16 protein-coding genes and 1 pseudogene are annotated in these 23,859 nt (G+C 40.3%); 12 read left to right on the forward strand and 5 right to left on the reverse strand.

What is annotated here, in order from left to right; all coding sequences use genetic code 11:
• The first annotated feature begins 41 nt into the window (after positions 1 to 41).
• The 4 genes from GM698_RS00495 to GM698_RS00510 are packed head-to-tail and all read left to right on the forward strand — an operon-like array spanning position 42 to position 4,981.
• Positions 42 to 1,529 (forward strand): sugar ABC transporter ATP-binding protein, encoded by a 1,488-nt coding sequence (locus GM698_RS00495; RefSeq protein WP_209289464.1) that lies wholly within the window; start codon positions 42 to 44, stop codon positions 1,527 to 1,529.
• Positions 1,516 to 2,424, forward strand: coding sequence for an ABC transporter permease (locus GM698_RS00500; RefSeq protein WP_209289465.1), 909 nt, complete (start codon positions 1,516 to 1,518; stop codon positions 2,422 to 2,424). Before GM698_RS00495 ends, GM698_RS00500 begins: the two co-directional genes overlap by 14 nt.
• Positions 2,425 to 2,426: 2 nt before the next feature.
• Positions 2,427 to 3,377, forward strand: coding sequence for an ABC transporter permease (locus tag GM698_RS00505; protein WP_176812501.1), 951 nt, complete (start codon positions 2,427 to 2,429; stop codon positions 3,375 to 3,377).
• An 11-nt stretch (positions 3,378 to 3,388) separates the two neighbouring features.
• Positions 3,389 to 4,981 (forward strand): xylulokinase, encoded by a 1,593-nt coding sequence (locus GM698_RS00510; protein ID WP_176812500.1) that lies wholly within the window; start codon positions 3,389 to 3,391, stop codon positions 4,979 to 4,981.
• Between the two features lie 157 nt (positions 4,982 to 5,138).
• Here the strand turns inward: GM698_RS00510 and GM698_RS00515 are convergent, their stop codons facing one another.
• Complete coding sequence (locus GM698_RS00515) at positions 5,139 to 5,726, reverse strand: response regulator (protein WP_176812499.1); 588 nt, start codon at positions 5,724 to 5,726, stop codon at positions 5,139 to 5,141.
• Between the two features lie 79 nt (positions 5,727 to 5,805).
• Positions 5,806 to 7,455 carry a PhnD/SsuA/transferrin family substrate-binding protein gene (locus tag GM698_RS00520; RefSeq protein ID WP_176812498.1) on the reverse strand — a complete coding sequence of 550 codons (1,650 nt, stop codon included), beginning with the start codon at positions 7,453 to 7,455 and terminating at the stop codon, positions 5,806 to 5,808.
• A gap of 354 nt (positions 7,456 to 7,809) precedes the next feature.
• Between GM698_RS00520 and GM698_RS00525 the strand changes: the two genes are divergently transcribed.
• The 3 genes from GM698_RS00525 to nrfD all read left to right on the forward strand — a co-directional run bounded on the left by GM698_RS00525 (position 7,810) and on the right by nrfD (position 11,353).
• Positions 7,810 to 9,198, forward strand: coding sequence for a DUF4062 domain-containing protein (locus GM698_RS00525; RefSeq protein ID WP_176812497.1), 1,389 nt, complete (start codon positions 7,810 to 7,812; stop codon positions 9,196 to 9,198).
• 390 nt (positions 9,199 to 9,588) lie between these two features.
• The gene (gene ttrB, locus GM698_RS00530) at positions 9,589 to 10,308 is read left to right on the forward strand and encodes a tetrathionate reductase subunit TtrB (protein ID WP_176812496.1); all 720 of its coding nucleotides are present in this window, start codon (positions 9,589 to 9,591) and stop codon (positions 10,306 to 10,308) included.
• A 1-nt stretch (position 10,309) separates the two neighbouring features.
• Positions 10,310 to 11,353 carry an NrfD/PsrC family molybdoenzyme membrane anchor subunit gene (nrfD, locus tag GM698_RS00535; protein ID WP_176812495.1) on the forward strand — a complete coding sequence of 348 codons (1,044 nt, stop codon included), beginning with the start codon at positions 10,310 to 10,312 and terminating at the stop codon, positions 11,351 to 11,353.
• Between the two features lie 51 nt (positions 11,354 to 11,404).
• Here nrfD and GM698_RS00540 read toward each other — a convergent pair whose 3' ends face one another.
• Both GM698_RS00540 and GM698_RS00545 read right to left on the reverse strand, forming a co-directional pair.
• On the reverse strand, positions 11,405 to 13,360 hold the full coding sequence (locus tag GM698_RS00540) for a DUF2075 domain-containing protein (RefSeq protein WP_176812494.1): 1,956 nt from the start codon (positions 13,358 to 13,360) through the stop codon (positions 11,405 to 11,407).
• A 14-nt stretch (positions 13,361 to 13,374) separates the two neighbouring features.
• Complete coding sequence (locus tag GM698_RS00545) at positions 13,375 to 14,667, reverse strand: ATP-binding protein (RefSeq protein WP_176812493.1); 1,293 nt, start codon at positions 14,665 to 14,667, stop codon at positions 13,375 to 13,377.
• Positions 14,668 to 14,987: 320 nt separating this feature from the next.
• Here GM698_RS00545 and GM698_RS00550 point away from each other — a divergent pair, with 320 nt between their 5' ends.
• The 5 genes and pseudogenes from GM698_RS00550 to GM698_RS00570 all read left to right on the forward strand — a co-directional run bounded on the left by GM698_RS00550 (position 14,988) and on the right by GM698_RS00570 (position 21,463).
• Positions 14,988 to 15,227, forward strand: coding sequence for an AbrB/MazE/SpoVT family DNA-binding domain-containing protein (locus tag GM698_RS00550; protein ID WP_176812492.1), 240 nt, complete (start codon positions 14,988 to 14,990; stop codon positions 15,225 to 15,227).
• Entirely contained in the window at positions 15,224 to 15,544 is a 321-nt protein-coding gene (gene mazF / locus GM698_RS00555) for an endoribonuclease MazF (RefSeq protein ID WP_176812491.1), read from the forward strand. The genes GM698_RS00550 and mazF overlap by 4 nt, the downstream gene beginning before the upstream one ends.
• Positions 15,541 to 16,488, forward strand: a complete 948-nt coding sequence (locus GM698_RS00560) for a hypothetical protein (RefSeq protein WP_209289466.1) — start codon at positions 15,541 to 15,543, stop codon at positions 16,486 to 16,488. Before mazF ends, GM698_RS00560 begins: the two co-directional genes overlap by 4 nt.
• On the forward strand, positions 16,485 to 18,176 hold the full coding sequence (locus GM698_RS00565) for a hypothetical protein (protein ID WP_176812489.1): 1,692 nt from the start codon (positions 16,485 to 16,487) through the stop codon (positions 18,174 to 18,176). The genes GM698_RS00560 and GM698_RS00565 overlap by 4 nt, the downstream gene beginning before the upstream one ends.
• Before the next feature lie 191 nt (positions 18,177 to 18,367).
• Positions 18,368 to 21,463: pseudogene (locus GM698_RS00570) on the forward strand (tetrathionate reductase subunit A).
• Between the two features lie 100 nt (positions 21,464 to 21,563).
• Here the strand turns inward: GM698_RS00570 and parC are convergent.
• Positions 21,564 to 23,810, reverse strand: a complete 2,247-nt coding sequence (parC, locus tag GM698_RS00575) for a DNA topoisomerase IV subunit A (protein WP_209289467.1) — start codon at positions 23,808 to 23,810, stop codon at positions 21,564 to 21,566.
• Positions 23,811 to 23,859: the final 49 nt, after the last annotated feature.

Here is a 23,859-nt window from a genome sequence, read left to right on the forward strand (position 1 = left end):
TATGGGTTCTTTATGAACCCATATTTCTCTAGGAGGCAATTATGGCATTTATTTCTATGCAAAATATCAGTAAGACCTTCCATGGTGTAAAGGCATTAAACCAAGTTAATCTTTCTTTAGACTATGGCGAAGCAATCTGCCTTGCCGGCCAAAACGGTTGTGGTAAATCAACCTTAATTAAAATTCTTTCTGGTGTTTATCAACCTGATAAAGGTGCTGACATCCGAATTGGAGCAACTAAATATACTAAGCTTACTCCACAAGAATCTATTGAAAAAGGCATACAGGTTATCTATCAAGATCTCGCACTTTTTCCAAATTTAACAGTAGCAGAAAATATTGCTATCAACTCACATCGCCAATTTGGTTGGGTCAGCCAAGCAAAAATTTATCAAGTGGCTTCAGATGCAGCTCAAAGTATCAATGCAGATCTAGACCTAAATGCAACTTTAGAAGATTTACCAATTGCTCAGCAACAATTAGTTGCTATTTGCAGAGCCTTAGCACAAAACGCTCGCTTATTAATTATGGATGAACCAACAGCTTCACTGACAGCAAAAGAAGTTGGCGATCTATTAAATGTAGTAATCAAACTAAAAAGTAAAGGAATTAGCATTATTTTTGTCAGTCACAAATTGCAAGAAGTAATGAGCGTTTCTGATAGTGTCTTAGTGTTGAAGAATGGGAATATGGTGGGGCAATATCCTATTAGTGAAATGGATGAAAAACGCTTAGCTTTTTTAATGACTGGATTAGAAATCGATCTCAAGCGGTTAGATTTACCCAATTTTTCGCAAAATAATACAGTTTTAGAAGTCAGGGATCTCTCCTTACCTCGTCAATATGAGGAGATTAATTTTTCTCTAAGAGAAGGGGAAATTATCGCCTTAACAGGATTACTCGGTTCAGGTCGAACTGAATTATGCCTTAGCTTATTCGGCATCACCAAACCTCAATCTGGTGACATATTATTAAATGGCGAAAAAGTTGTATTCAACACTAACCGCGATGCTATTAGAAAAGGGATTGCTTATGTTTCTGAAGATAGGATGAATACTGGACTGATTATGGCAGAATCTATTCATCACAATATTATTTCAACTATTTTCCACAAAATCACAGATAAATTGCATATTATTAAATCACCAAAAGCATATAACTATAGCCAAACTTTAATTGAGTCATTGAAAATTAAAGTTACCGATTCCGAGTTGCCCGTTAATACACTTTCCGGTGGTAATGCACAACGTGTTTCAATTGCAAAATGGTTAGCCATTGATCCCCAAATTATTATCTTAGATTCACCGACTATTGGCGTAGATATTGCCAATAAAGACGGTATTTTCCAAATTATTAAATCATTAGCCAAACAAGGAATTGCGGTAATTTTTGTAACCGATGAGATAGAAGAAGCATACTATAACAGCCATCGAATTCTCGTAATGAAAAAGGGCAAAATAGTTAATGAGTTCTTACCAATACATGCTACAGAAAAATCAATTTCGGAGGCTATTTATGAAAATCAGTAATAATCATATTCTATCTGGGACTATCCTCTTTTTAATTGTTCTGTTGAGCTTATATTCTATGTTAATGATTTTAGCTTGTGGTTTATTTATCGTTTTACTTTCCGGTGGAATTGATATTTCATTTCCTGCAATCACGATCATCTCACAATATATTATGGTTACTATGATAGGAAAATATGATATCGGTTTCTTGGGTGTATTTATAGTTTCATCTACTATCGGAATTTTATTGGGCTTTATAAATGCAACTTTTGTTAATCGCCTTAATGTACCTTCAATTATTATCACGATATCAACCTTAAATATTTTTTACGGGGGACTACTTTATTTCACCAAAGGCTTCTGGTTATATGACTATCCTGCATGGTTTACACAAGAAATTATTTTCTTTAAACAAACTACCTTAGATGGGTTTGAATTCGGTTTATCCTTCCAAGCAATAATGGCAATCTTTGCTGTTATCCTTACTGGGTTGATTACAAATAAATTAACTATCGGGCGTAAAATCTATGCACTTGGAGGCAGCCAAGACTCAACGTCTCGTATTGGTTTTAATCTATTATCCTTACACCTTTTTGCTTATGGCTATATGGGATTCATGGCTGGGATTGCAGGTATTGTTCAATCTTACACAGTACAATCTGTTGCACCAGATTCTTTACTAGGATATGAATTAACCGTACTTACCTCGGTTGTTTTAGGTGGAGCAAGTTTATCAGGGGGAAGAGGGACACTATTTGGTACGGTTATGGGGGTAATGTTATTGGCAATTATTCAGAACGGATTAAATTTAATGGGTGTGTCTTCCTATTGGCAAACTATTATCACTGGCATCATTATTATTTTAAGTATTAGCACCACCGCATTAGGCCAACTTAAAAAACAAGGAGTATAACGATGAAAAACAAAATTGATCATACTATTTTTTATCTACTGGCTCTGTTTGCACTTGCTGTTATCGTATTTAGTATCCTTATTCCGGATATATTTTGGTCTGTCGATAATTTTCAATCTATGGCATCACAAATTCCTGTATTAGGTATTTTAACCTTAGCAATGGCATTACCTATGCTAACAGGTGGAATCAATCTTTCAATCATCGCTAGTATGAATGCCTGTTCATTAATTATTGCCTACTTTATTACTCAATATACAGGAATTTCTTGGCTATTTATTTCTATCATATTAAGTCTCTTATGTGCATTAGCTATTGGTCTGCTAAATGGCACTTTAATTGCGGTTATTCGCGTTTCCCCTATTTTAGCCACATTAGGTACAATGACCTTACTTAATGGCATCAACATTTTAGTAACAAATGGTTCAACAATAGCCAATTTTCCAGAAAGTATTTTGAATATTAATGCATCAGCCATTCTAGGTATTCCAACACCAATCTTACTTTTTCTCTTACTGGCAGGGTTGGTATGGTTCTTCCTGGAAAAAACATCAATGGGAAAAGCAGTTTACTTTATTGGCAATAATGAAAAAGCAACTTATTATTCCGGCATTAACACGAAAAAAGTACTGATTTGGGTTTATATCATCTCATCTATTCTCTGTATATTTGCGGCAATTTTGATGATGTCAAAACTAAATTCAGCTAAAGCTTCTTATGGCAATTCTTACCTACTCATTTCTATTTTGGCATCAGTATTAGGTGGCATTAATCCTGATGGTGGGAAAGGGAAACTGGTTGGCATTATGCTAGCTCTTGTTTTATTGCAAGTGATTGAAAGTGGCTTAAATATGCTCAGTGTCAGTAGTTATATTACGATGATTTTATGGGGCAGCTTGCTACTAGTGTTCATCTTCTTACAAAAAAATCATCTATTCCAATTAAAACATTAAGGTGGTCATATATGCAAAATGAAAAACAACTTATTGAACTAGGGAGGGTCGTTATTGGGATTGAGTTAGGCTCAACTCGTATAAAAGCAGTACTAATCAGTACAGATGGAACAATACTTGCTACAGGTGGTGTTGATTGGGAAAATCACCTCATTGAGGGTATTTGGACTTACCACCAAACAGAAATATGGGAAAGACTCCAAGCAGCTTACGCTGATTTGAATAAAACGGTTAAAGAAAAATATCATACCGTTATTCGTAGCGCCAAAGCTCTTGGAATTAGTGCAATGATGCACGGCTATTTACCATTTGATAAACAAGGAAACCAGCTTGTTCCTTTTAGAACTTGGCGAAATAACATTACTAGAGATGCATCCGAACAGCTTACAGAGCTATTTCAGTATCCGATACCACAAAGATGGAGCATTGCTCATTTATATCAAGCACTTTTAAACCAAGAGCCACATTTAGCAAATATTGATTATCTAACAACTTTATCTGGCTACATACATTGGCAACTAACCGATCATAAAGTACTTGGCGTAGGTGATGCTTCAGGAATGTTTCCTATTGATATTAAATCAAATTCCTACAACCAACAAATGCTGACACAATTTGATGAAGCTATTACTAAATTCGGAATGCCTTGGAGATTAGAATCTATATTACCCAAAGTTTTGGTTGCTGGCGAACAAGCGGGTAAATTAACTAAAAAAGGCGCAAAATTACTTGACCCTAGTGGAGCATTAAATGCTGGCATTCCACTCTGCCCTCCAGAGGGAGATGCTGGCACAGGAATGATCGCTACTAATTGCATCAAAGAGAAAACAGGAAATATATCAGCCGGCACTTCTGCATTTGCTATGATAGTTCTAGAAAAAGCCCTTTCCAAAGTCTATTCAGAACTAGATATTGTCACGACCCCAACAGGTAAATTAGTCGCAATGGCTCACGCCAATAATTGCACCTCTGACATCAATGCTTGGGTAAATCTATTCCGTGAATGTCTAGATACCTTCGGTGTTAATGTATGTACTGAAGAACTTTATGAAACACTCTTCCTACAAGCATTACAAGGTGAAGCTGATTGTGGAGGACTTCTCGCTTATGGTTTCCACTCTGGAGAACATAATGTTGGGCTATCCGAAGGTTGCCCTATGTTTTTACACCCCACCAAAGCCCGATTTAATCTAGCCAATTTTATGAAAGTACACCTCTATACTGCCTTTGGTGCAATGAAATTAGGAATGGATATTCTCATTAACCAAGAAAAAGTGGAGATATCTCGAATTTTAGGACATGGTGGAATTTTTAAAACAGAAGGAGTTGCTCAAAAAATTCTAGCCTCTGCATTAGGTATTCCATTAGCTACAGCAAGTACGGCCTCAAATGGCGGAGCTTGGGGAATTGCATTACTGGCGAACTTTCTAGAAGTTTCTGATGGCTGTAATTTGGAAGATTATCTAGATAAAAAGATATTCAATACCACTCAGCTTAATCTTATACAGCCAGATAAAACAGTAAATGAAGGATATAAACATTTTATGCAAAGATATAAGCAAGGTATATCTATAGTAGAAAAAGCTCTTTATCTTAATTATTGAGAACATACAGCTAAAAATCAAATTAAGTTGTAGATACTATAAAGTTTTTACAACCAAACCCAATAAAAGGAGAATATCTTTGCCATTACAAGATTTATTTATAGAAGATCAGACATCATATTACTCATATTCAAAAATAGGCTAGCGGTTAAATTTCCTATATTTTTTGCAAATCACTAATTTTCTGGACCAATCCAGCCAAGCTTTCCGCCTGCATTTTTACCATTACATTCGCCCGATGAACTTCTACCGTTCGTACGGAAACCGCCAGTTTATCGGCGATCTGTTTGTTGGTAAAACCTTGCATAATCAGCGGTGCGAGATTTTGCTCTTTTTCGGTGAGTTTGACATAATTTTGCCGAATTTCGTGAATTTTAACCGCTTGTTGGCTAATTTTCTCCGCTTGGGTGATTGCCTGTTTGAGCTGGTCAAAGGTCGCTGGTTTTTGCAGAAAGTCCACCGCCCCATTTTTCAGCTCACGCACCGCCATCGGCACATCACCGTGGGCGGTCATAATTACTACCGCCAAGGTGGATTGGGCTTCTCGCAGTTTTTGATGCACCTGCTGACCGTCTAACAACGGCATACGAATATCGAGCAATACCACACCAAGTTGGTGTAAATCTGCCTGCTCGATAAACTCCACGCTGTTTTGCCACGTTTTGATGGGCAGATTGAGTGGGGAAAGTAGGAAAGCCATTGCGTCAAGCAGGGCTTCATCGTCATCTAAAATATGTATTATCATTTTGTCTCCGTAGGGTGGGCATCCCTGCCCTCCGTTGCGATAGTGATTCGTTCGTTAGCGGTGGGCAAGGATCCCCACCCTACGTGTGAGGAATAGACAGCGTCACCCTCGCCCCTTGCTCCCCATTCGCCAACTCAATTCCACCACCGAGAGTTTGCATTAGGCGTTGGCAGAGGACTAAGCCTAGTCCTAAGCCGTGCGGTTTGTCGGTGCGGAAGGGGACGAAGGGGAAGTCGAGTTGGCTTTGAGAGAAGCCGCCCGCATCATCTTCAATGGTAATTTTTAACTCATTTTCGACCGTTTGTAGGCAGATTTCAATTGCCGTTGCCCCAGCTTGTAAGGCATTGAGCAAGCAATTGGTTATTACTTGCTCCAGCACCGTGGAATTTATATTAAGCGAAAAAGTGTTGTCAGAAAAGAGATGAATTGTCGCATTTTGGCGGTTTTCTACGCTGACAAATTCCACCACTTTTGCAATTAATTCGTTCAAAACTACCGCTTGCGGCTCGCCGCTCGGGCGTTTTTTCGCCCAATCCCGAATCGCCTGCATCGTGTTGGTCGAGCGATCCACTTGGGCGATAAGCTTGTCCAAAATCAGCCTCTGATAGCTGTCGTTGGTCTGATTTTTCAAGCCCTCGGCGTACATTCGAATCGCCGACAGCGGCTGTTTCAGCTCGTGGGCGAAGCCCGTGCTCATCTCACCTAAAAGCGTCAGACGGTCAGCGGTTGCCAGTTCCTGCTGATATTGCTGCATTTTGCGGTGAGCGGCACGCAACGCCTTGCTTTTGCGATAGACCTGATAGCGAAGGGCGGCGAGGTTGAACAGGATAAAGGCAGCGACCGCCAGCAGCCCGAATTGGTTGAGGCGAACCCAGTCCAGCACCGTGTCCCACAGGCTTTTTTGCTGCGGGTGGCGATACAGCTCACGCAAAATCAGGTCAGCTTGGAACGAGGAAAACGGCGGTGTCCAACGAGGCAAATCGGGCGATTGGCTCGCCAAAAGTGCGGTCGAAATTTGGGCGACAAGGGCGTTCGGCACATTCGGCATCGCCGCCAACGACCAGTTTGGCAACAGCTCGGTACTGGCTTCACAGCCCCGAGCCTGCGGATTTTGCAAAATTAAGCGGAAATCCGACCGCTTGATCTTGCCCTCTTTCGCCAGATCTTCCATTAAACAGATGGGGGCAATCGCCGCTTCAACCTGATTTTCTGCCAATAAAAACAAGGTGTTATCCACCGGAAAGCCAGAAAACTGCACGTCAAAATCTCGGTTTTGTTGCATTCCTTGCCGATGAAATTCGTAGTAGCCGAGCAGGAAACCGCCGAACGCATCGTTATCCACCGCACTCAGGGTTTTGCCTTTCAGATCGGTCAGGCGTTGATAAGGGCTGTCGGCACGCACCCAAATGCTACTGCCGACCGAGCCGCCGTCCGCCGAATGAGGGCTGTTGAGCGTCGCCAACCAACGGACATTCTGCCGACTTAAATAGAAAAACTGGGCTTGGTTAGTCAGCAAAAAATCCAACTCCGCCCGACTGTTCGCCTCGCCCAAGCCCAATGGCACAAGCTCAAACTGCTCATTCGGAAACTGCCCGTTCAACCAATCCACCCAAGGTTGCCAGTGAGTGCGTGTATAGGCTTCCCCACGCTGGGCGAGAATACCGATTTGGTAGGTTTCTGCCCAAACGGTGTGGGAGAGGAATAGGAGGAAGAGAAGTAGGCGTTTCATTTTGGGTAGTTAGGTTAATCAATATGGTTATAGTAATAGGTTGAGTGTGAAAATTCAGTAGAAATATGCACAAAAATTGGGAATTTTGTTATATAAGAGCTGCTCGGCTATGTGTAACCTAGTACTTGTTATTGTACTAGATGCCGAAGGTTAGATGAAGCCTTTTACTTTTGATGATCTAAAATATATGATTAAGCAGCGAGACGCCTCTAAAATTCTTACAGCTAAAACTATAAAGAATATAAAGATTTCAGAGAAAACTATAGTTTTAAACTATGAACAATATTTATACCAACTGTTATTTTAGTATAAAAAACAAACAAACCACACCTAAAATGTGTTAAGGTCGTTTATATGAATAATAAAAAACATCAAATTTTTGTTAGTTCAACATATATGGATTTAGTTGAAACGAGAAATAAGGTTATTAATAGTATTCTTTCATTGGAACAATTTCCTGCTGGAATGGAAATGTTTAGTGCTGCGAATGAACAGCAATGGAGTATTATTCAAAGAACTATCGATAATAGTGATTATTATGTAGTGATTATAGGGCATAGATACGGCAGTATTGAGCCAGTATCAGGTATTAGTTATACAGAAAGGGAATATGACTATGCTGTGAATAAAAATATTCCTGTTCTTGCATTTATTAGGAATAGAAATATAGCGACATTACCAACCGAAAGAGAACAAGATCCTGAACTAACTGCTAAATTAGAAAAGTTTATTGAAAAAGCTAAAACTAAAATGTGTCAATTTTGGGATGATTCAGATGATTTAGTAGCTAAAATGCAAACTGCCTTATTTAAGGCTTTTCACCATAATCCTTCTATTGGCTGGATTCGAGGAGATCAAGCAGCCTCTCCAGAAATGGCTAATGAACTAGCTAGATTGAGTAGAGAAAATAGTGAATTACGTTCAGAGCTAGATCGTTATAGAAAAAATAATGAACTTCCCGAATTAGAAATTCTATTGAATAACGAATATAAAATATCTTTAATTTATCCTGAAATAGTAGATGGATTGATAAAAAAAATGCAGTATCAAAAGATCAAAAAAGATGAGATTGATGAAAAACTATTGCCATTTATTAAAGATGAAGAAATAGAAGAATTTAATTCTAAGATTCCTAGCATAGAAGATATTGATAAATTTAATAAAAATAAATTAGAGTATGAGTTAATTACAAATCACTCATCTTTATTAGAAATATCAATAGCAAATATAGGCATCATTAAAGCTACTGAAATTTATATAGATCTTGAATTTCCAAAAGAAGTACGAGTTTTTACAGAGGAATTTTTGGAAGAAATTAAAGAGCCTAAGTTAGAAATTCCAATAAATCCTATTTTTAATGCTCGTAAAAAATATATGGAAAGCATAAACCCTTTTATGAAAAACATTAATCATTATTCAAATTTAATGCGTCCTTATAAAGATCTTGGCAATCTATTTTTAGATACCAAGTCTAGTAATTTTCAGAGCTTAAGTCGTTTATCTAATTCTTATTTATTAAATAATAATGGTTATAAAAAATTATGGGTTGAAGGGAATTCAGTTTCTATAAAAATCACAGATCTTTTGCATACTAGAGAAATCAGATTACCACATAAACTATACATTTCTCCATTACAGGAAGGAGAGTTCTTAATAAATTGTTCAATGATGTGCGAACAATTTAAATCCCCTAAAAACATAGAAATTCCAGTTATTATAAATAAAAATTTATTAGATAAATAAAATATTATTATCTCTATAATTTAGTGGGTATAGTATAAAATCAAGAATACTATACTTACTATTTAATCTTCTTTATGAGAAGTTTATTAGTGTAGGAGTGGAATATTTCTTGAAAAGTATTATCAGAAATACCATTTTATCTGGGTAAAATCCCTATTGTAGTAAAAATGGAGATTTTTGGGTTACAGAGTGAATAACTCTGTGACTTCATAGTGAATTATTTTTATAAATAAAATTATCATTTAAAAAAATCCCCTACCATAGCCCGCTTATTCTTTTCCCCCTTGACCCAAATCAAACTTCCCCCTGATATGTGGAAAACCACAATACCCACCCAATCTGCCCGTTTCTACAATACCCTCGTTGATTTTTTTATGATTGTGGGGACGTATGGATATTACAAAACGATTATTTTTGAAGTCCGCCTTAACCGTGGGGGCGGCTGCGATGCCGTTGGCTCAGGCGAAGGCGTTTATGCCTGATCGCCGTGAGGGCGACGGGACGAAACGCTACGGAATGTTGATCGATTTACGCAAATGTATCGGCTGTCAGGCTTGTACGGTGAGCTGTTCAGTGGAGAACGCCACACCGCTGCACAGCTTCCGCACCACGGTGCGTCAGTATGAAATCACCAACGGTCAGCAGGTGGCGAATAATGTGGTGTTGCCTCGCCTGTGTAACCACTGCGACCAACCACCGTGCGTGCCGGTCTGTCCGGTGCAGGCGACCTTCCAACGCAAAGACGGGATTGTGGTGATCAACAACGAGCAGTGTATCGGTTGCGGTTACTGCGTGCAGGCGTGTCCGTACGATGCCCGTTTTATCAATGAAGAGAGCAAAACCGCCGACAAATGTACCTTCTGCTCGCACCGTTTGGAGGCAGGTTTGCTCCCAGCGTGCGTAGAAAGTTGCGTGGGCGGAGCGAGGGTGATTGGCGATTTGAACGATCCGAAAAGCCAAATTTCTCAACTTTATCAACAACATAAAGACGAGTTGAAAGTGCTGAAACCGGAATCCGGCACGGTGCCGCACGTCTTTTATTTAGGGCTGGACGAGGCGTTTGTGAGCAAAGTCGATGGTCAGCCGATGCTTTGGACAGGGGAGGCGTAACATGATTCGTGAAGTATTAGTCGAACCGCAACATATTGTTTGGTTGCCGTGGATTGTCAATTATTTCTTCTTTGTCGGTGTGGCGGCAACGGCGGTATTTACGGCGGTGCTGTTTGCAAAAAAAGCCCAGAAACCGACCGCTTGCGAACAGTCGGCGGTGCTGGTCGCCTTTATCGGCTCAATTGTCGCTCCGGTGGCTCTGACTGCCGACCTGCACCAGCCAAGCCGAATTCTGCATTTCTACACCGATTTTGCCTGGTGGTCGCCGATGGCGTGGGGGGCGATTATCCTGCCGTTGTTTAGTGTGGCAGTCGCCGGTTATTTCGTGCTGACCTTAGCACATAATGCTCAACCCAACCTGCCAAAATGGCTGGCGTGGCTCAACCTTCCACTCCTACGCAGTCAAGGCTTGTTATGGGCATTCCGCCTGTTTTCGGTGCTTACCGCAGTCGGCATTATCGGCTACACCGTGCTTGAAACCTACCAAACCGGCACAAGAGCCTTGTGGCACAGTGCGTGGCTACTGCCGATTATGCTGTTCTCCGCGTGGGCGGTGGCGTTGGGATTAACCCAATTTGTGAGCGAAAAAAGTAGGGCTGTATGTCATACGCCCGCTGGGGAAAATCAGGGCGTGCAACGCAAGCCCCTACAAACGCTGTTAATTTTAACCGCACTTTCAATCGCAGGATTAGCATTCAGCAGTGAAACCGCCCAACGTGATTTCGCCTTACTTTTCAACGGCTCAATCACTGTTTATCTCACCGGTATCTGCTGGCTCATCGCTCTTGTTTGCAGTTTTTCGAGCAAAAATCACCGCTTGCAATGGATCGGCGTGGTCGCTCTCATCGGCTTCGGCTGGTGGCTACGTTGGGTATTGGTTATCCAAACCCAAACCATCGCCAAAACCAACGCTCTGCAAAATCCGTACCACTTTGATTGGTTAGCCGTTGATGGTGGATTAGGGATTGTGGGGATTTTTGGGTTGGCGGTGTTAGTGACGGTGGTGGTGTGGCAGGTGGTGAATTTAATTAAATATCACAAATAAAACATAGAAATGCTACCTCTAATATTGAGGTAGCATTTCTCATTTAATATCTTATTCAAGTTCCTTAATTCCTATTTCTTTTAAATAGTGATATATAGAATCGTAATATTCAGGTAAGCGTGTTTTATCCTCGTTACTACCATAAGGAACCCAAATAATCATACCTTGTCTTGCTCGTGTTAATAAAACTCGATAAGCATTTAATAGATAATTTTGTGCCTGTTCTTGATTGATATTTTGCCATTTACTCCCTTTGAAGTTTTGAAAACACCAACGATTATCTTTAATATAAAAATTAGCATCCCAAGCAACACAAGTCCAATCAAGCTCTAATCCTTGTACACTAAATTCCGTCGCTATATCTTCCAAAAAACAATTCGAACGTACATCATTATTATCATTTAAAAACCAGTCAGACTCATTAATTTCATTCTTGCAATCTACCCCAAATGCTTTTAATCTTCTTGCGCCGGATGAAGATAGCAAACCGTAACGCTCACTTCCTTTTGCTCGTTCTTTTAGCCACTGCTTTGCAATATCTAGATTTCTAGTAAGAAGAATCGGATAATCATTTTGAATAATTTGATATAGTTTCTTAGCTAAATCATTATCCCGTTTTAATAAAGCATTAATGAAATCAGATAATCTTTCAGAGCGAAATGATCTCACAGAAATGGCTAAATGCAGTTGAGGACTTTTCTGCCCTTTATGCACTAAATATTCAGACAATGGCGATTCACTTAAATATTCAGAATGTTCAAGCAGGTAGGGAGAATAATAAATATCCCAATCAGGAAAATGTATTTTTAATGCGCGAATCCATTCTGATAAGCCGGCCTCCCCGATATTGATTTCTTGCCCACCGCCTATTAAACAAATGATGACACACCAATCTTGATGACGGTTCATAACATCAATTAAGAATTGAGGTTCAGACTGATTGAAATCATCTAATCCTCTTTTTCTTTTCATAAAACTACTTGCTTGTTCTTTATCCCAGGCTCTCTGAGCCTCATCAAAAATAACAACCTTTTCTATTGGTGCAGATTGATCTTTTAAATATTCATCACGGAAATGATGAATGTTCTGAATAAAGGACTCTACTTTTGGGGCAATATCTCTTTTGGTTGTTTTAGGCGTATTATTTACTGTGTTACGAATAAGAGCTTCACGTAGTACCTTAACCAAAGGTCCATTACCAGATAAAAATACTGCGTGTTCTGATTCATCTATATTCATTCGTTGGGTTGCAGCATTCAGTCCCACTAAGGTTTTACCTGCACCGGGAACACCTGTAATAAAACAAATTGTTTTATGTTTTTCTTTTTTACTTTCTTCAATAATATCGTGTAGGCATTGGTTAGTTAGGCTTAAATTTTGTACTCCTGCATCAGAGCGAGTAATTTCATCAACACTATGTCCTTGATAAAGTGCTTGTGCAGCTTCAACAATAGTAGGAGTTGGATGATAAGGCGCATTAGCCCAATCAGTTACATTTAAAATAGACGAAGATGATACAGATTGAACAATATTTTTTAATTGTGAAGCATTAATTATAATCGCTGTCTGAAAATTGCGAGCCATTTCAAAATTAAATGAAGTTTGAGTGGGTGCTTTTTCTGCAACTAATACAGGCACTAAATCAGCCGAATGGCTGGAACGATGAAAATTTCTTAAATCCAAACCATAATCAAGGACTTGATTGATATCCTGCTTTTCATATTTTGTAGCTCCTATTTTAAACTCAACAATAAAGATCGTTTTTCCAATGATAATAATATTATCAACACGCTTCCCCATTCTTGGTATAGAAAACTCAAAGAAAATGTATCCTTTTACATCAACTAATTGTTGTTTTAGAATTTCAATTTGCCTTTTCCAAGTATTTCGTTGCGAATCTTCTAAGCTACGATTTAGATGGTTTTGACTCAATATTCCTAAAATACTATCGGTATTCGTGTTTAAAAAATCGCCAATAGATGATTGATAATAGGCACGGTGATTCATCGTTCTGCTCCTTTTTATTTAATGATATTAACCGCATACAACGGCACATTCATCATCCAGTCCTGCTCTCGATAATCCGCCATTGAAAATCGGATTGCTTTTTCAGGTTGGAATTGCTCTACATAAACTTTCAAACTTTTCGCCTTCAAATTTTCTTCGGCTTTCACTTCAATTGGGATAACAGACTGCTTGCATTGCAGAACAAAATCTACCTCAGCAGTTCCTCGTTCTGTTGCCCAATAAAATACCGGATTTTCTTGGCTTGCAATTAGTTGTTGAAGTACATATTGTTCGGTTAATGCCCCTTTGAATTCGGTAAATAGGCGATTGCCTTCCAATAAAACGCTTTTATCTAGGTGTGTTTGTGCTGTCAGTAACCCTACATCTAATCCGAACAATTTAAATGCACCATCTTGATAGGCCGAAAGCGGTAAATATGGCTTTTTAATACGAGGGACTAAATGCACCAAACCTCTATCTTTTAGCCATTGCAGAGCAAGTTCATAGTCCTTACTTCTCGCCCCTTTTTGCAATAGAGAATACACAAATTTTTTGTTTTCCTTGGCAAGTTGCTCAGGGATTGCATGCCATAACGCCCGCACCCGTTGCACCGTATGTCCGTCTTGAATATGTTTGGAAAAATCTTGCTCATACGCCATCAACAAATTGCGTTGCACTTGGCGAACTTCGTCCAAATTTTGAGTTTGAATAAAAGTTTTGACCGCTTCCGGCATTCCACCGACAAAATAATATTGCCTGAGCAGATCGATATAACGGCTTTTCATTGCAGAAATCAGCGTCCAATCTTGCAATTCCAATAGTTGCACTAAATCTTGCTTGCCAAGTGCGGTCAGAAATTCGTGAAAATCCATCGGATAGAGAGGCAGGAAATCGACCTTACCGACAGGAAAAGAGACTTGATGATGTAGCGATACGCCGAGCAACGAACCGGCCGACATAATGTAAAACTGTGGTGCATTCTCATAAAAATATTTAAGCGAAGAGAGAGCCTGTGGCACTTCTTGAATTTCATCAAAAATAATTAGCGTATCTTCCGCCTGAATATCCACGCCACTCTCAATTTTCAAGCCCAAAAGTAGGCGTTGAACATCGTAATCGCCTGAAAACAGAGCTTTCATTCGGGGATTGTTATCAAAATTGATGTATGCCACCTTAGTGAAAGCTTGCTCTCCAAAATGTTTCATTGCCCACGTTTTTCCTACCTGTCTTGCCCCTTGAATAATCAATGGCTTACGGTTCGGTTTCTCTTTCCACTTGTGTAATGCGTGAAGAATTGTTCGTTTCATTATGTTTTCTATCTATTTTTTCGTCTGATCTTATGATGAAGATTACATTTTTTCAAATGAAAAAGTGAGTTACCTTTACATTTTTACAAATGAAAAAGCAATAACTAGGGGCGAGCGGTCAAATTCATTGGAATTTTTGCAAATTTTCTGGGTATAACCCCAAAAACTTCTCAGATTAATCGAGTATTTGGGCTTATACCCATAAAAAGTGCAATAACAAGCGGTCAAGTGTGGTCAGAATTTTACAAATTTTGACCGCATTTTTTTTATTCACTAAAAAATTATACAATGTATAACATCGGATAAAAAAGGAGCAAACAATGCAATTGGCAATCAAAAAATGGGGGAATAGTGTGGGGGTGCGAATTCCTGCTTCTATTCTTACCGCACTGCAATTACAAGCAGATAATTTAGTCGATATTCGGGCAGAAAACGGCAAAATTATTATTGAACCCATCCGCCAAGAATATAGTTTGGAACAGCTTTTATCGGGTATTACCGCAGAGAATTTACATCAAGAAATCGAGACCGGCGAACCTATCGGCAAGGAGCAACTATGAGCGAGTATGTTCCCGATGTCGGCGATATTATTTGGCTGAATTTCACGCCACAGGCAGGGCATCGTCCAGTGGTGGTTCTCACCCCAGCAAGCTATAACCAACTCACTAGCTTGCTCATCTGTTGCCCGCTAACCACCAAAATCAAGGGCTATCCGTTTGAAGTGCATATTGCCGGCAAACCACAAAATGTGGTGCTTTCCGACCAAGTGAAAAGCCTTGATTGGCGAGTTCGTCAAGCCGAATTTAAAGGGAAGATTGCAGAGAGTGAATTGGTGGAAATTCGGAAGAAGGTTGGGGTGTTGTTGGGGTTAGTATGAAAGAAAAGGTATTGGAACTACTAAATGAGAATTCTCAGCAACAAACTGATGAATGTTTGTATTACTTATATTTACATTTAAGTGACACACTTGAAAATCAAGGTGTGGATACACTGTTCAATGAAGTAGAGTTTTTTATCGAAGAGAAGAATGTAAATATATTTCTTGACGAACTGAAATATTTAGATTATCACCTCTCTCAACTTTCTGAAAAAGACTTGTCTTATTTCATCACTAAATGCTTTCTAAAAAATCAGACCATCTATTATAGATTTGCTTCAGATATTCTAAGTTATAATAAAGGAATTGAAACAGAGTTTGACTTTAGCTTAATACCTGATAATACAGACTTACACTTTTTAGCTAAAAAATGCATAGGCTGGTTACTGCCAAATAGTTCAAAATCTTCTATACCTATTACTTTATCTACTTTATCTCTGCTAAATAAATCTGAGGATAACATTCAGAATGAAATCATAAATCTTCTTTATGATTTTGCTTTTATGGCTTACCCAATGAGTTCTATTGAGTACTTTAGGAAGTTTAAAAAGAGTACTAAAGGAAAACTAAATAAGAAGCTAAAGGAATTAATCTATAGATGTGAAGAGTACGATAAATTATTGGATCTTGCAATCGAGTCCAAAGAATTCTCACCAAGTAATGAAAATAGACATATCTATAATATAAAGAAACATACTTGTTTTACGCAAGCATATGAAAAATCAGAAAATAACTCTATTTTTTCTAAAATTGCCACAAAGATAACTATTCTACACGGGAGCGAAACTATCCATCATATGAAGAACGGTAGCAATATTAATAGGAATATATCCCCATTTTCTTCAATTAAAACAGAATTTGAAATCTTTAGATTATCTTTATTAAATCCTGTGGAAACAGAGAAAATATTATTTCTATTTAGAATAGAAGGAATATCAGAATGAAATTAATACTCAAAGAATACCTACGCTCTCTTAAAGAAAGAGATGAATTAGACAGAATACTTCCTGATTTATTAAGCCAAATGGGAGCAAATGTATTTGTGTCTCCAATAAGAGGAAGAAGAGAATATGGGGTAGATGTTGCTTGCTTTGGGAAACTAGAAAATGATGAAGTAGAAAAGATCTATTTGTTTTCGATAAAAAGTGGGGATTTAACTAGAAATGTTTGGGATGGGAATTCAGATCAATCATTACGCCAGTCAATGAATGAAATCTTTGATGTCTTTATTCAGAGAAGAATACCTGTACAGTACAGGGGAAAAGAAATTGTAGTTTGCCCTTGTTTTGGTGGTAACAATCTTATTCAAGATGAGATAACTGGTTTTATGGATAGATATCTAAAATTAAATGAAATATCATTTTCTATTTGGGACGGAGATAAATTAGCAGGATTCATACAAGATTATTTCCTAAGAGAGGATATTGCACCTGATGATATAAAGAGTTTATTAAGAAAATCTTTAGCAATGGTTGATGAGCCGGAGATATCTATTTTACACTTTAAAAAATTAGTTAAGCATTTGTTTTCCAGAAAAATGAAAAGCAAAGATGATTACTTAACCGTCTTTAGACAGATATACATATATACTTCTATTTTGTGGATATGGGCAAGAAATGAAAATAACACTGAAAGTGCTTATATTTCTTCAGAGTTCGTTATATTACATGCTTGGAATTCATATAAGAAGTATATAGGTGATAAGAAAATAAGAGGAAATTGCCCTGTTTATCAACAACTAATTTCTTTGATTATGTTACATATGAGAATTTCAGAAGAATATATACAGCGAGCCATCATTCCATTATCACAAGAAAAGTACTTATTATCATCTTCTATAGGACTATCTTCCGTTGATATAAATCTTAAATTATTTGATATTTTAAGCCGAGTTTCTTTACTTGGGATTTGGAACTCTTGGTTATATCAAAGAGTTAATGAAGAGCATAAAGACTTTTTGGCTAATAGGCATTATGATCTAACAAACTTGGTTTGGGGTGTTATTGTGAATAACAGTTCCTTATATTCCCCTTATATGGATAACCAAATCATAGATATTTCTATTGCGATGATTTTCCTAAGGTCATCTAAGGATATTAATACCAATAATATGATAGGGTGGCTTAATCAAATTATAGATAATTGTGCATTTTGCCTTAATCAAAGAAGGCGACACATAACAACCATAAATAATTATAGAGATTTAATAGATTTTATAGAGTTTTCTGGAGATAGAAATAAATTTGAAAAACTAACAAGTGCATCTGCATTCTATCCATATTTGTTTTTATTTTTATCTCAATTAAAGGGTGAGTTAGGTACAAATAGAATTTCTTCTATTAAGGAAAAGCTATTGCCTCATTGTAACTTTCAAGTATTCTTTTTTAATCATATTTCTGAAGATTATCTATATAATAACGAAGAAATACATGGAGCCACATTGCCCAATGTTGATGTCTCATCACCTGAGAAATTTCTAGAACAACTAAATTTTGAAGTTAATAACCAAAAGGAAAATTTTGAGAATATATCTGCAATTAAACACGGGTTTTATCCTATTGCATTACTGGCTTGCAGGCATTATAGGTTACCAGTACCCATAAACTTCTTCTTAACAGGAGATAGCAACTAAGTATTTTATACATATAAGCGGTCAAATCCCTTCAAAACTTCGCAAATCCCCACCGCACTTTGACCGCTTGTTCCCTCCCCCTTGACCCAAATCAAACTTCCCCTTGATATGTGGAAAACCACAATATCCACCTAATCCGCTCGTTTTTACAATGACTGTATTGAATTTTAGCTTTGCTTGTGGGGAATAAAATGAATAACAAACGGCGGAATTTATTAAAAGGCAGCCTCGCGCTCGGTGGGGCGGCGGCGTTTGGGGCAGGGTATGCGCCGAAGGTGTCGGAGATTGCCAAAGGGGTGATGCACGGCACGTCGGGTGAGAAAACCCGTGATCCCATTCACGGCAATTCATTGCCACCGGAATATCAGGTGATTGACGGCAAGCTGTTGAGCAATCCTGATCAAATCGTCTGCAATACGCAGTGTATGGGCTGTTGGACGCAGTGTGGCGTACGGGCTCGGGTCGATTTGAAAACCAATCAAGTTATCCGTATTTCGGGCAACCCGTACCACCCGTTATCGAGCGATAAAACCTTGCCGTTCGGTATGCCGATTGCTAAGGCGGAAGTGTTGCTGGCGGGTGAAAGCGGGATTGAAAACCGCTCGACCGCTTGTGCCCGTGGGGCGGCATTTTTAGATAGCATCAATAGCCCTTACCGCATTACCCAGCCGTTAAAACGTGTTGGCAAACGGGGCGAAGGCAAATGGCAGACGATCAGCTTTGAGCAGTTGGTAGACGAAGTGGTGAACGGGGGCAACCTGTTTGGCGAGGGCGAGGTAGAAGGCTTGAAAGCCATTCGCAATCTGCAAGAGCCAATTAATCCGAAACAGCCCGATTTAGGCGTGAAAGCCAACCAACTGTTAGTCACCTTTGCCGGCCCGGAAGGTCGTCAGCCGTTGCTGCAACGCTTTGCCCAACGCAGTTTCGGCACGATCAACTTCTCCCAACACGGGGCGTATTGTGGGGCTTCCTACCGCAACGGTTCGGGGGCGTTTATGAAGGATTTCGATAAAAACCAGCACGCAAAGCCAGACTGGGATCACGCCGAATTTATCCTGTTTATCGGCACCTCGCCGGCACAGTCGGGCAACCCGTTCAAACGTCAAGCCCGCCAGCTTGCCAAACGCCGTCCGGACGACAATTTCAGCTATGTGGTAGTCGCTCCACGCTTGGAGATGAATTCTACCCTCGCCACCCAAAACAACAACTGGGTGCCGATTAAGCCCGAAGGCGATTTAGCCTTGGTGATGGGGATGTTGCGTTGGATTATCGAAAACGACCGTTTCAACGCCGACTATCTCTCTCGCCCAAGTTTGGCAGCGATGACCCAAGCTAACCACGCTAGCTACTGCAACGCTTCGCATTTGATTGTGGCGGACGAGAAACACCCAAAATTCGGGCAGGCGTTACGCATTACCGATCTGCAAGATGTGCAACTCGCCCCCGAAGATAAAGTGGAAGAGAATGCGATTGTGGTCAAAGATCAGGCAACAGGCGAGCTGGTAATGGCGAAAGCCTGTTCGCAAGCGGTCATTTTTGTTGATGAAATTGCAAAATTGTTGGACGGCACGGAAGTACGGGTGAAATCCTCAATGCAATTGCTGAAAGAGTCCACTCAACAAAAAACCTTAGCGGAATATAGCGAGATTTGTGGCGTGCCAGTGCAAGTGATTGAAAACTTAGCGAAAAAATTCACCTCGCACGGTCACAAAGCCAACGCCATTACCCACGGCGGCACAATGCACAGCACCGGTTTCTACACCAGTTGGGCGATTTTGTTGCTAAATGCAATGGTCGGCAATATGAACAAAAAAGGCGGAATGTCGGTCGGGGCGGGCAAATTCAAAGATTTTGGCGATGGTCCTCGCTACGATTTGGCGAACTTCCCGAACCAAGTGAAGCCGAAAGGCACGAACCTTGCCCGCAGTAAAAAAGCCTACGAAAATTCAAGCGAATACAAGCAAAAAGTAGCGAAAGGCGAAAATCCGTATCCAGCACAGGGGGCGTGGTACCCTTTCACCGGCGGGCAGACTACCTAGATGATTACCTCGATGGTGCAGGGCTATCCCTACTTTGCCAAAGCGTGGATCAGCCATATGACCAACCCCGTCTATGGCTTGGCGGCGATCAACCCCATTGCATTAGAGAAGCTAAAAGATCCTAAAATCCTACCGCTCTTTGTGGCTGTCGATGCCTTTATGAACGAAACCACCGCACTAGCGGATTATATCGTACCAGATACACACAACTTCGAGAGTTGGGGCTTTTCAACGCCGTGGGGCGGTGTGCCGACCCGAGCCAGCACCGCCCGCCACCCAATTGTACCGTCCCCGAACGCCAAAACCGCCGAGGGCGATACAGTCTGTATGGAAGCCTTTGTGATTGCGGTTGCCAAGAAAATGGGCTTGCCAGGCTTTGGTGAGAATGCAATTGCCGATTTAGAAGGCAACAAATATCCGCTCAACCGCTCCGAAGATTACTTCTTACGAGCAGCGGCGAACGTAGCATTTGTCGGTGAAAAACCAGCCACGAATGCCAGCCAAGAAGATTTATTACTGACTGGCGTGCAACGTATTTTGCCGAAAATTGAGCAGACACTCAAAGCAGAGGAAGTGTTGAAAGTGGCAGCGATTTACTGCAAGGGCGGACGTTTCGCCCCACACGAATCAGCTTGGAAAGAAGATAATATGGCGTTCCAGTGGAAAAATTGCCTGCAAATTTGGAACGAAACGGTTTATAAAGCTCAGCATCATAGCAACGGCGAGCACTACTGGGGCTGCCCGCGCTATATGTCGCCACGTTTTGCCGACGGCTCAACGCTGGAACAGCACTATCCGCAGACGGAATGGGGCTTCAAGCTGATTTCGTTCAAATCGAACATTATGAGCAGCATTACCGCTCCGCTGCTGCGGCTGCTCTCGATCAAGCCCGAAGGCATTGTGGCGATGCACAGCGAAGATGCCAAAGAGAGAGGCATTACCCACGGCGATTTAGTCAAACTCAGCACCCCAACCGCCAGCCTCAACGTGCAAATCGTGGTACTCGATGGACTCGCCCGTGGTACGATTGCGATTGAACACGGCTATGGTCACAAACAGCTCGGGGCAAGTGCCTACACCATCGACGGTGTGGAAGTCAAAGCTAACCCAATGATCGCCAAAGGCATTAATTTGAACGATCTCGGCATTATCGACCACACCAAAGCTGTTAAATCCCCCTGGGTAGACTGGGTCTGTGGCTCGGCGGTACGAAATGGAATACCTGCGAAGGTGGAGAAGATTGCCTAATTAAAACGTTCAAGCGGTCGGTTTTGCAGAATTTTTTGCAAAACCGACCGCTTGTATTTTTAAATATAAACGATTAGAGGATTTTTTAGCTTTGTAGAAGCTACTCCACAACCTCCACCGTTGAGTTGGTGCTCAGTCCTCTCACTAGCTGCGAGCCTTTTCTTGCTCGTTCGCCGCGGTAGTTGTCGATGTCGCTCGGCTTCAACGTGATTTTGCGTTTGCCTGAAACAAAGACCAGGGAATTTGTCGGTTTGATTACCAATAATCGAGCTAAGTATTCATCACCTGATTTTGCAGCAGCTGCAGAAATATTAATGATTTTATTCCCCTTTCCTTTCGATAATTCAGGCAACTCGCTTACAGGGAACACCAACATTCTGCCCACATTGCTCATTGCCACGAGCGATAAATTGTCATCATTTTCCAACAACTGCGGCGGTAACACTTTTGCATTTTCTGTTAAAGAAATGACCGCTTTCCCAGCCTTGTTACGAGAAACTAAATCTTCAAATGAGCAGATAAAACCGTAGCCTGAATTCGATGCCATTAGCACATTGTTGTCTGAATTTGCCATTAATACTTGTTGAACGCTTGCTCCTTCAGGTAAGGTAATTTTACCCGTTAGAGGTTCGCCTTGCGAGCGAGCAGACGGCAGTGAAGTTGGATCTAACGCATAAGCTCGTCCTGTGCTATCAAGGAACACCACTGGTTGATTGCTTCTACCTCGTGCGTGGGCAAGATAGCTATCACCAGCACGGTAGCTTAATGCTTGTACATCAATATCGTGTCCTTTCGCACAACGTACCCAGCCTTTTTCAGACAGAATCACCGTAATATCTTCAGCTGGGGTTAAATCACTTTCTGCAATCGCTCTTGATTCTGCACGTTCAACCAATGGTGAACGACGTGGGCTGGCAAATGTTTTAGCGTCTGCTTGAATCTCTTTTTTGACTAAGCTATTTAAACGGCGTTCTGAGCCTAAAATTAACTGTAATTCATCACGCTCTTTTTCAAGTGCCGATTTTTCTGCTTGTAGTTGATGCTCTTCCAACTTCGCCAAATGACGTAAGCGTAAATTCAAAATCGCTTCGGCTTGAATATCGCTTAAGTTAAAGCGAGCCATTAATTCCGCTTTCGGCGCCTCTTCATTACGAATAATCTCAATCACTTCATCAATATTTAAAAAGGCAACCATCAAACCGTCTAAAATATGCAAGCGGTTTAAAATCTTGTCTAATTTGTAATTGAGTCGGCGAGTAACGGTGCTACGGCGAAAGGTCAGCCATTCAGTTAAAACCGTCAGCAGATTTTTTACCGCAGGTTTGCCATCTAAACCGATCATATTCATATTCACACGATAGCTTTTTTCCAGATCGGTAGTAGCAAATAAGTGATCCATCAACGCCTCAAAATCAATACGATTTGAGCGTGGCACAATCACAATCCGAATCGGGTTTTCGTGGTCAGATTCATCACGAATATCATCTACCATCGGCAATTTTTTATTACGCATTTGGCTGGCAATTTGTTCAATGATTTTTGATGGGGAAGCCTGATGTGGCAAAGCTGAAATCACAATTTCACCCTCTTCCTTTCTCCATATCGCTCGCATTTTGATCGAACCACGCCCGAGCTCGTACATTTTGGCGATTTCCGCTTTTGGCGTGATAATTTCTGCCTCGGTTGGGTAATCAGGGCCTTGCACTACGGTTAAAAGATCATCTAGAGTGGCTTTTGGATTATCTAATAACATCACGCTGGCATCAGCCAATTCGTTAATATTGTGCGGAGGAATATCGGTTGCCATACCTACCGCAATACCCATTGTGCCATTAAGCAAAATGTGAGGTAAACGTGCAGGCAAATATTTTGGTTCGTCTAATGAGCCATCAAAATTAGGCTGATAATCCTCCATTCCCTGCCCTAATTCGCCTAATAAAATTTCAGCAAACTTAGAGAGTTTGGATTCAGTATAACGCATTGCTGCGAATGATTTTGGATCGTCTGGAGCTCCCCAGTTTCCTTGCCCATCAACAAGTGGGTAGCGATAAGAGAAAGGCTGAGCCATTAGCACCATCGCCTCATAACAAGCACTGTCGCCATGTGGATGGAATTTCCCCAATACATCACCCACCGTACGAGCCGACTTTTTATATTTTGCCGAAGCATTTAAGCCCAGCTCGGACATTGCATAAATAATACGTCGTTGTACGGGTTTTAGACCATCACCAATAAAAGGCAATGCTCTATCCATAATCACATACATTGAATAGTTTAGGTAAGCGTCTTCAGTAAAACGCTTGATAGGCATTTGCTCAATGCCTTCGTAATTGATTTCTGCGGTCATTTCTAATTTTATTCTCTGGATAAATGGAGGCTATTTTCTACGATTTAAC

Source organism: Mannheimia sp. ZY171111 (assembly GCF_017750945.1).
Lineage (GTDB): Bacteria > Pseudomonadota > Gammaproteobacteria > Enterobacterales > Pasteurellaceae > Mannheimia > Mannheimia pernigra.

Excerpts from the sequence above, each read along its gene's own strand:
- GM698_RS00495 (WP_209289464.1), top strand. The coding sequence starts at position 42 with ATGGCATTTATTTCTATGCAAAATATCAGTAAGACCTTCCATGGTGTA.
- GM698_RS00500 (WP_209289465.1), top strand. The coding sequence starts at position 1,516 with ATGAAAATCAGTAATAATCATATTCTATCTGGGACTATCCTCTTTTTA.
- GM698_RS00505 (WP_176812501.1), top strand. The coding sequence starts at position 2,427 with ATGAAAAACAAAATTGATCATACTATTTTTTATCTACTGGCTCTGTTT.
- GM698_RS00510 (WP_176812500.1), top strand. The coding sequence starts at position 3,389 with ATGCAAAATGAAAAACAACTTATTGAACTAGGGAGGGTCGTTATTGGG.
- GM698_RS00515 (WP_176812499.1), bottom strand. The coding sequence starts at position 5,726 with ATGATAATACATATTTTAGATGACGATGAAGCCCTGCTTGACGCAATG.
- GM698_RS00520 (WP_176812498.1), bottom strand. The coding sequence starts at position 7,455 with ATGAAACGCCTACTTCTCTTCCTCCTATTCCTCTCCCACACCGTTTGG.
- GM698_RS00525 (WP_176812497.1), top strand. The coding sequence starts at position 7,810 with ATGAATAATAAAAAACATCAAATTTTTGTTAGTTCAACATATATGGAT.
- ttrB (WP_176812496.1), top strand. The coding sequence starts at position 9,589 with ATGGATATTACAAAACGATTATTTTTGAAGTCCGCCTTAACCGTGGGG.
- nrfD (WP_176812495.1), top strand. The coding sequence starts at position 10,310 with ATGATTCGTGAAGTATTAGTCGAACCGCAACATATTGTTTGGTTGCCG.
- GM698_RS00540 (WP_176812494.1), bottom strand. The coding sequence starts at position 13,360 with ATGAATCACCGTGCCTATTATCAATCATCTATTGGCGATTTTTTAAAC.
- GM698_RS00545 (WP_176812493.1), bottom strand. The coding sequence starts at position 14,667 with ATGAAACGAACAATTCTTCACGCATTACACAAGTGGAAAGAGAAACCG.
- GM698_RS00550 (WP_176812492.1), top strand. The coding sequence starts at position 14,988 with ATGCAATTGGCAATCAAAAAATGGGGGAATAGTGTGGGGGTGCGAATT.
- mazF (WP_176812491.1), top strand. The coding sequence starts at position 15,224 with ATGAGCGAGTATGTTCCCGATGTCGGCGATATTATTTGGCTGAATTTC.
- GM698_RS00560 (WP_209289466.1), top strand. The coding sequence starts at position 15,541 with ATGAAAGAAAAGGTATTGGAACTACTAAATGAGAATTCTCAGCAACAA.
- GM698_RS00565 (WP_176812489.1), top strand. The coding sequence starts at position 16,485 with ATGAAATTAATACTCAAAGAATACCTACGCTCTCTTAAAGAAAGAGAT.
- parC (WP_209289467.1), bottom strand. The coding sequence starts at position 23,810 with ATGACCGCAGAAATCAATTACGAAGGCATTGAGCAAATGCCTATCAAG.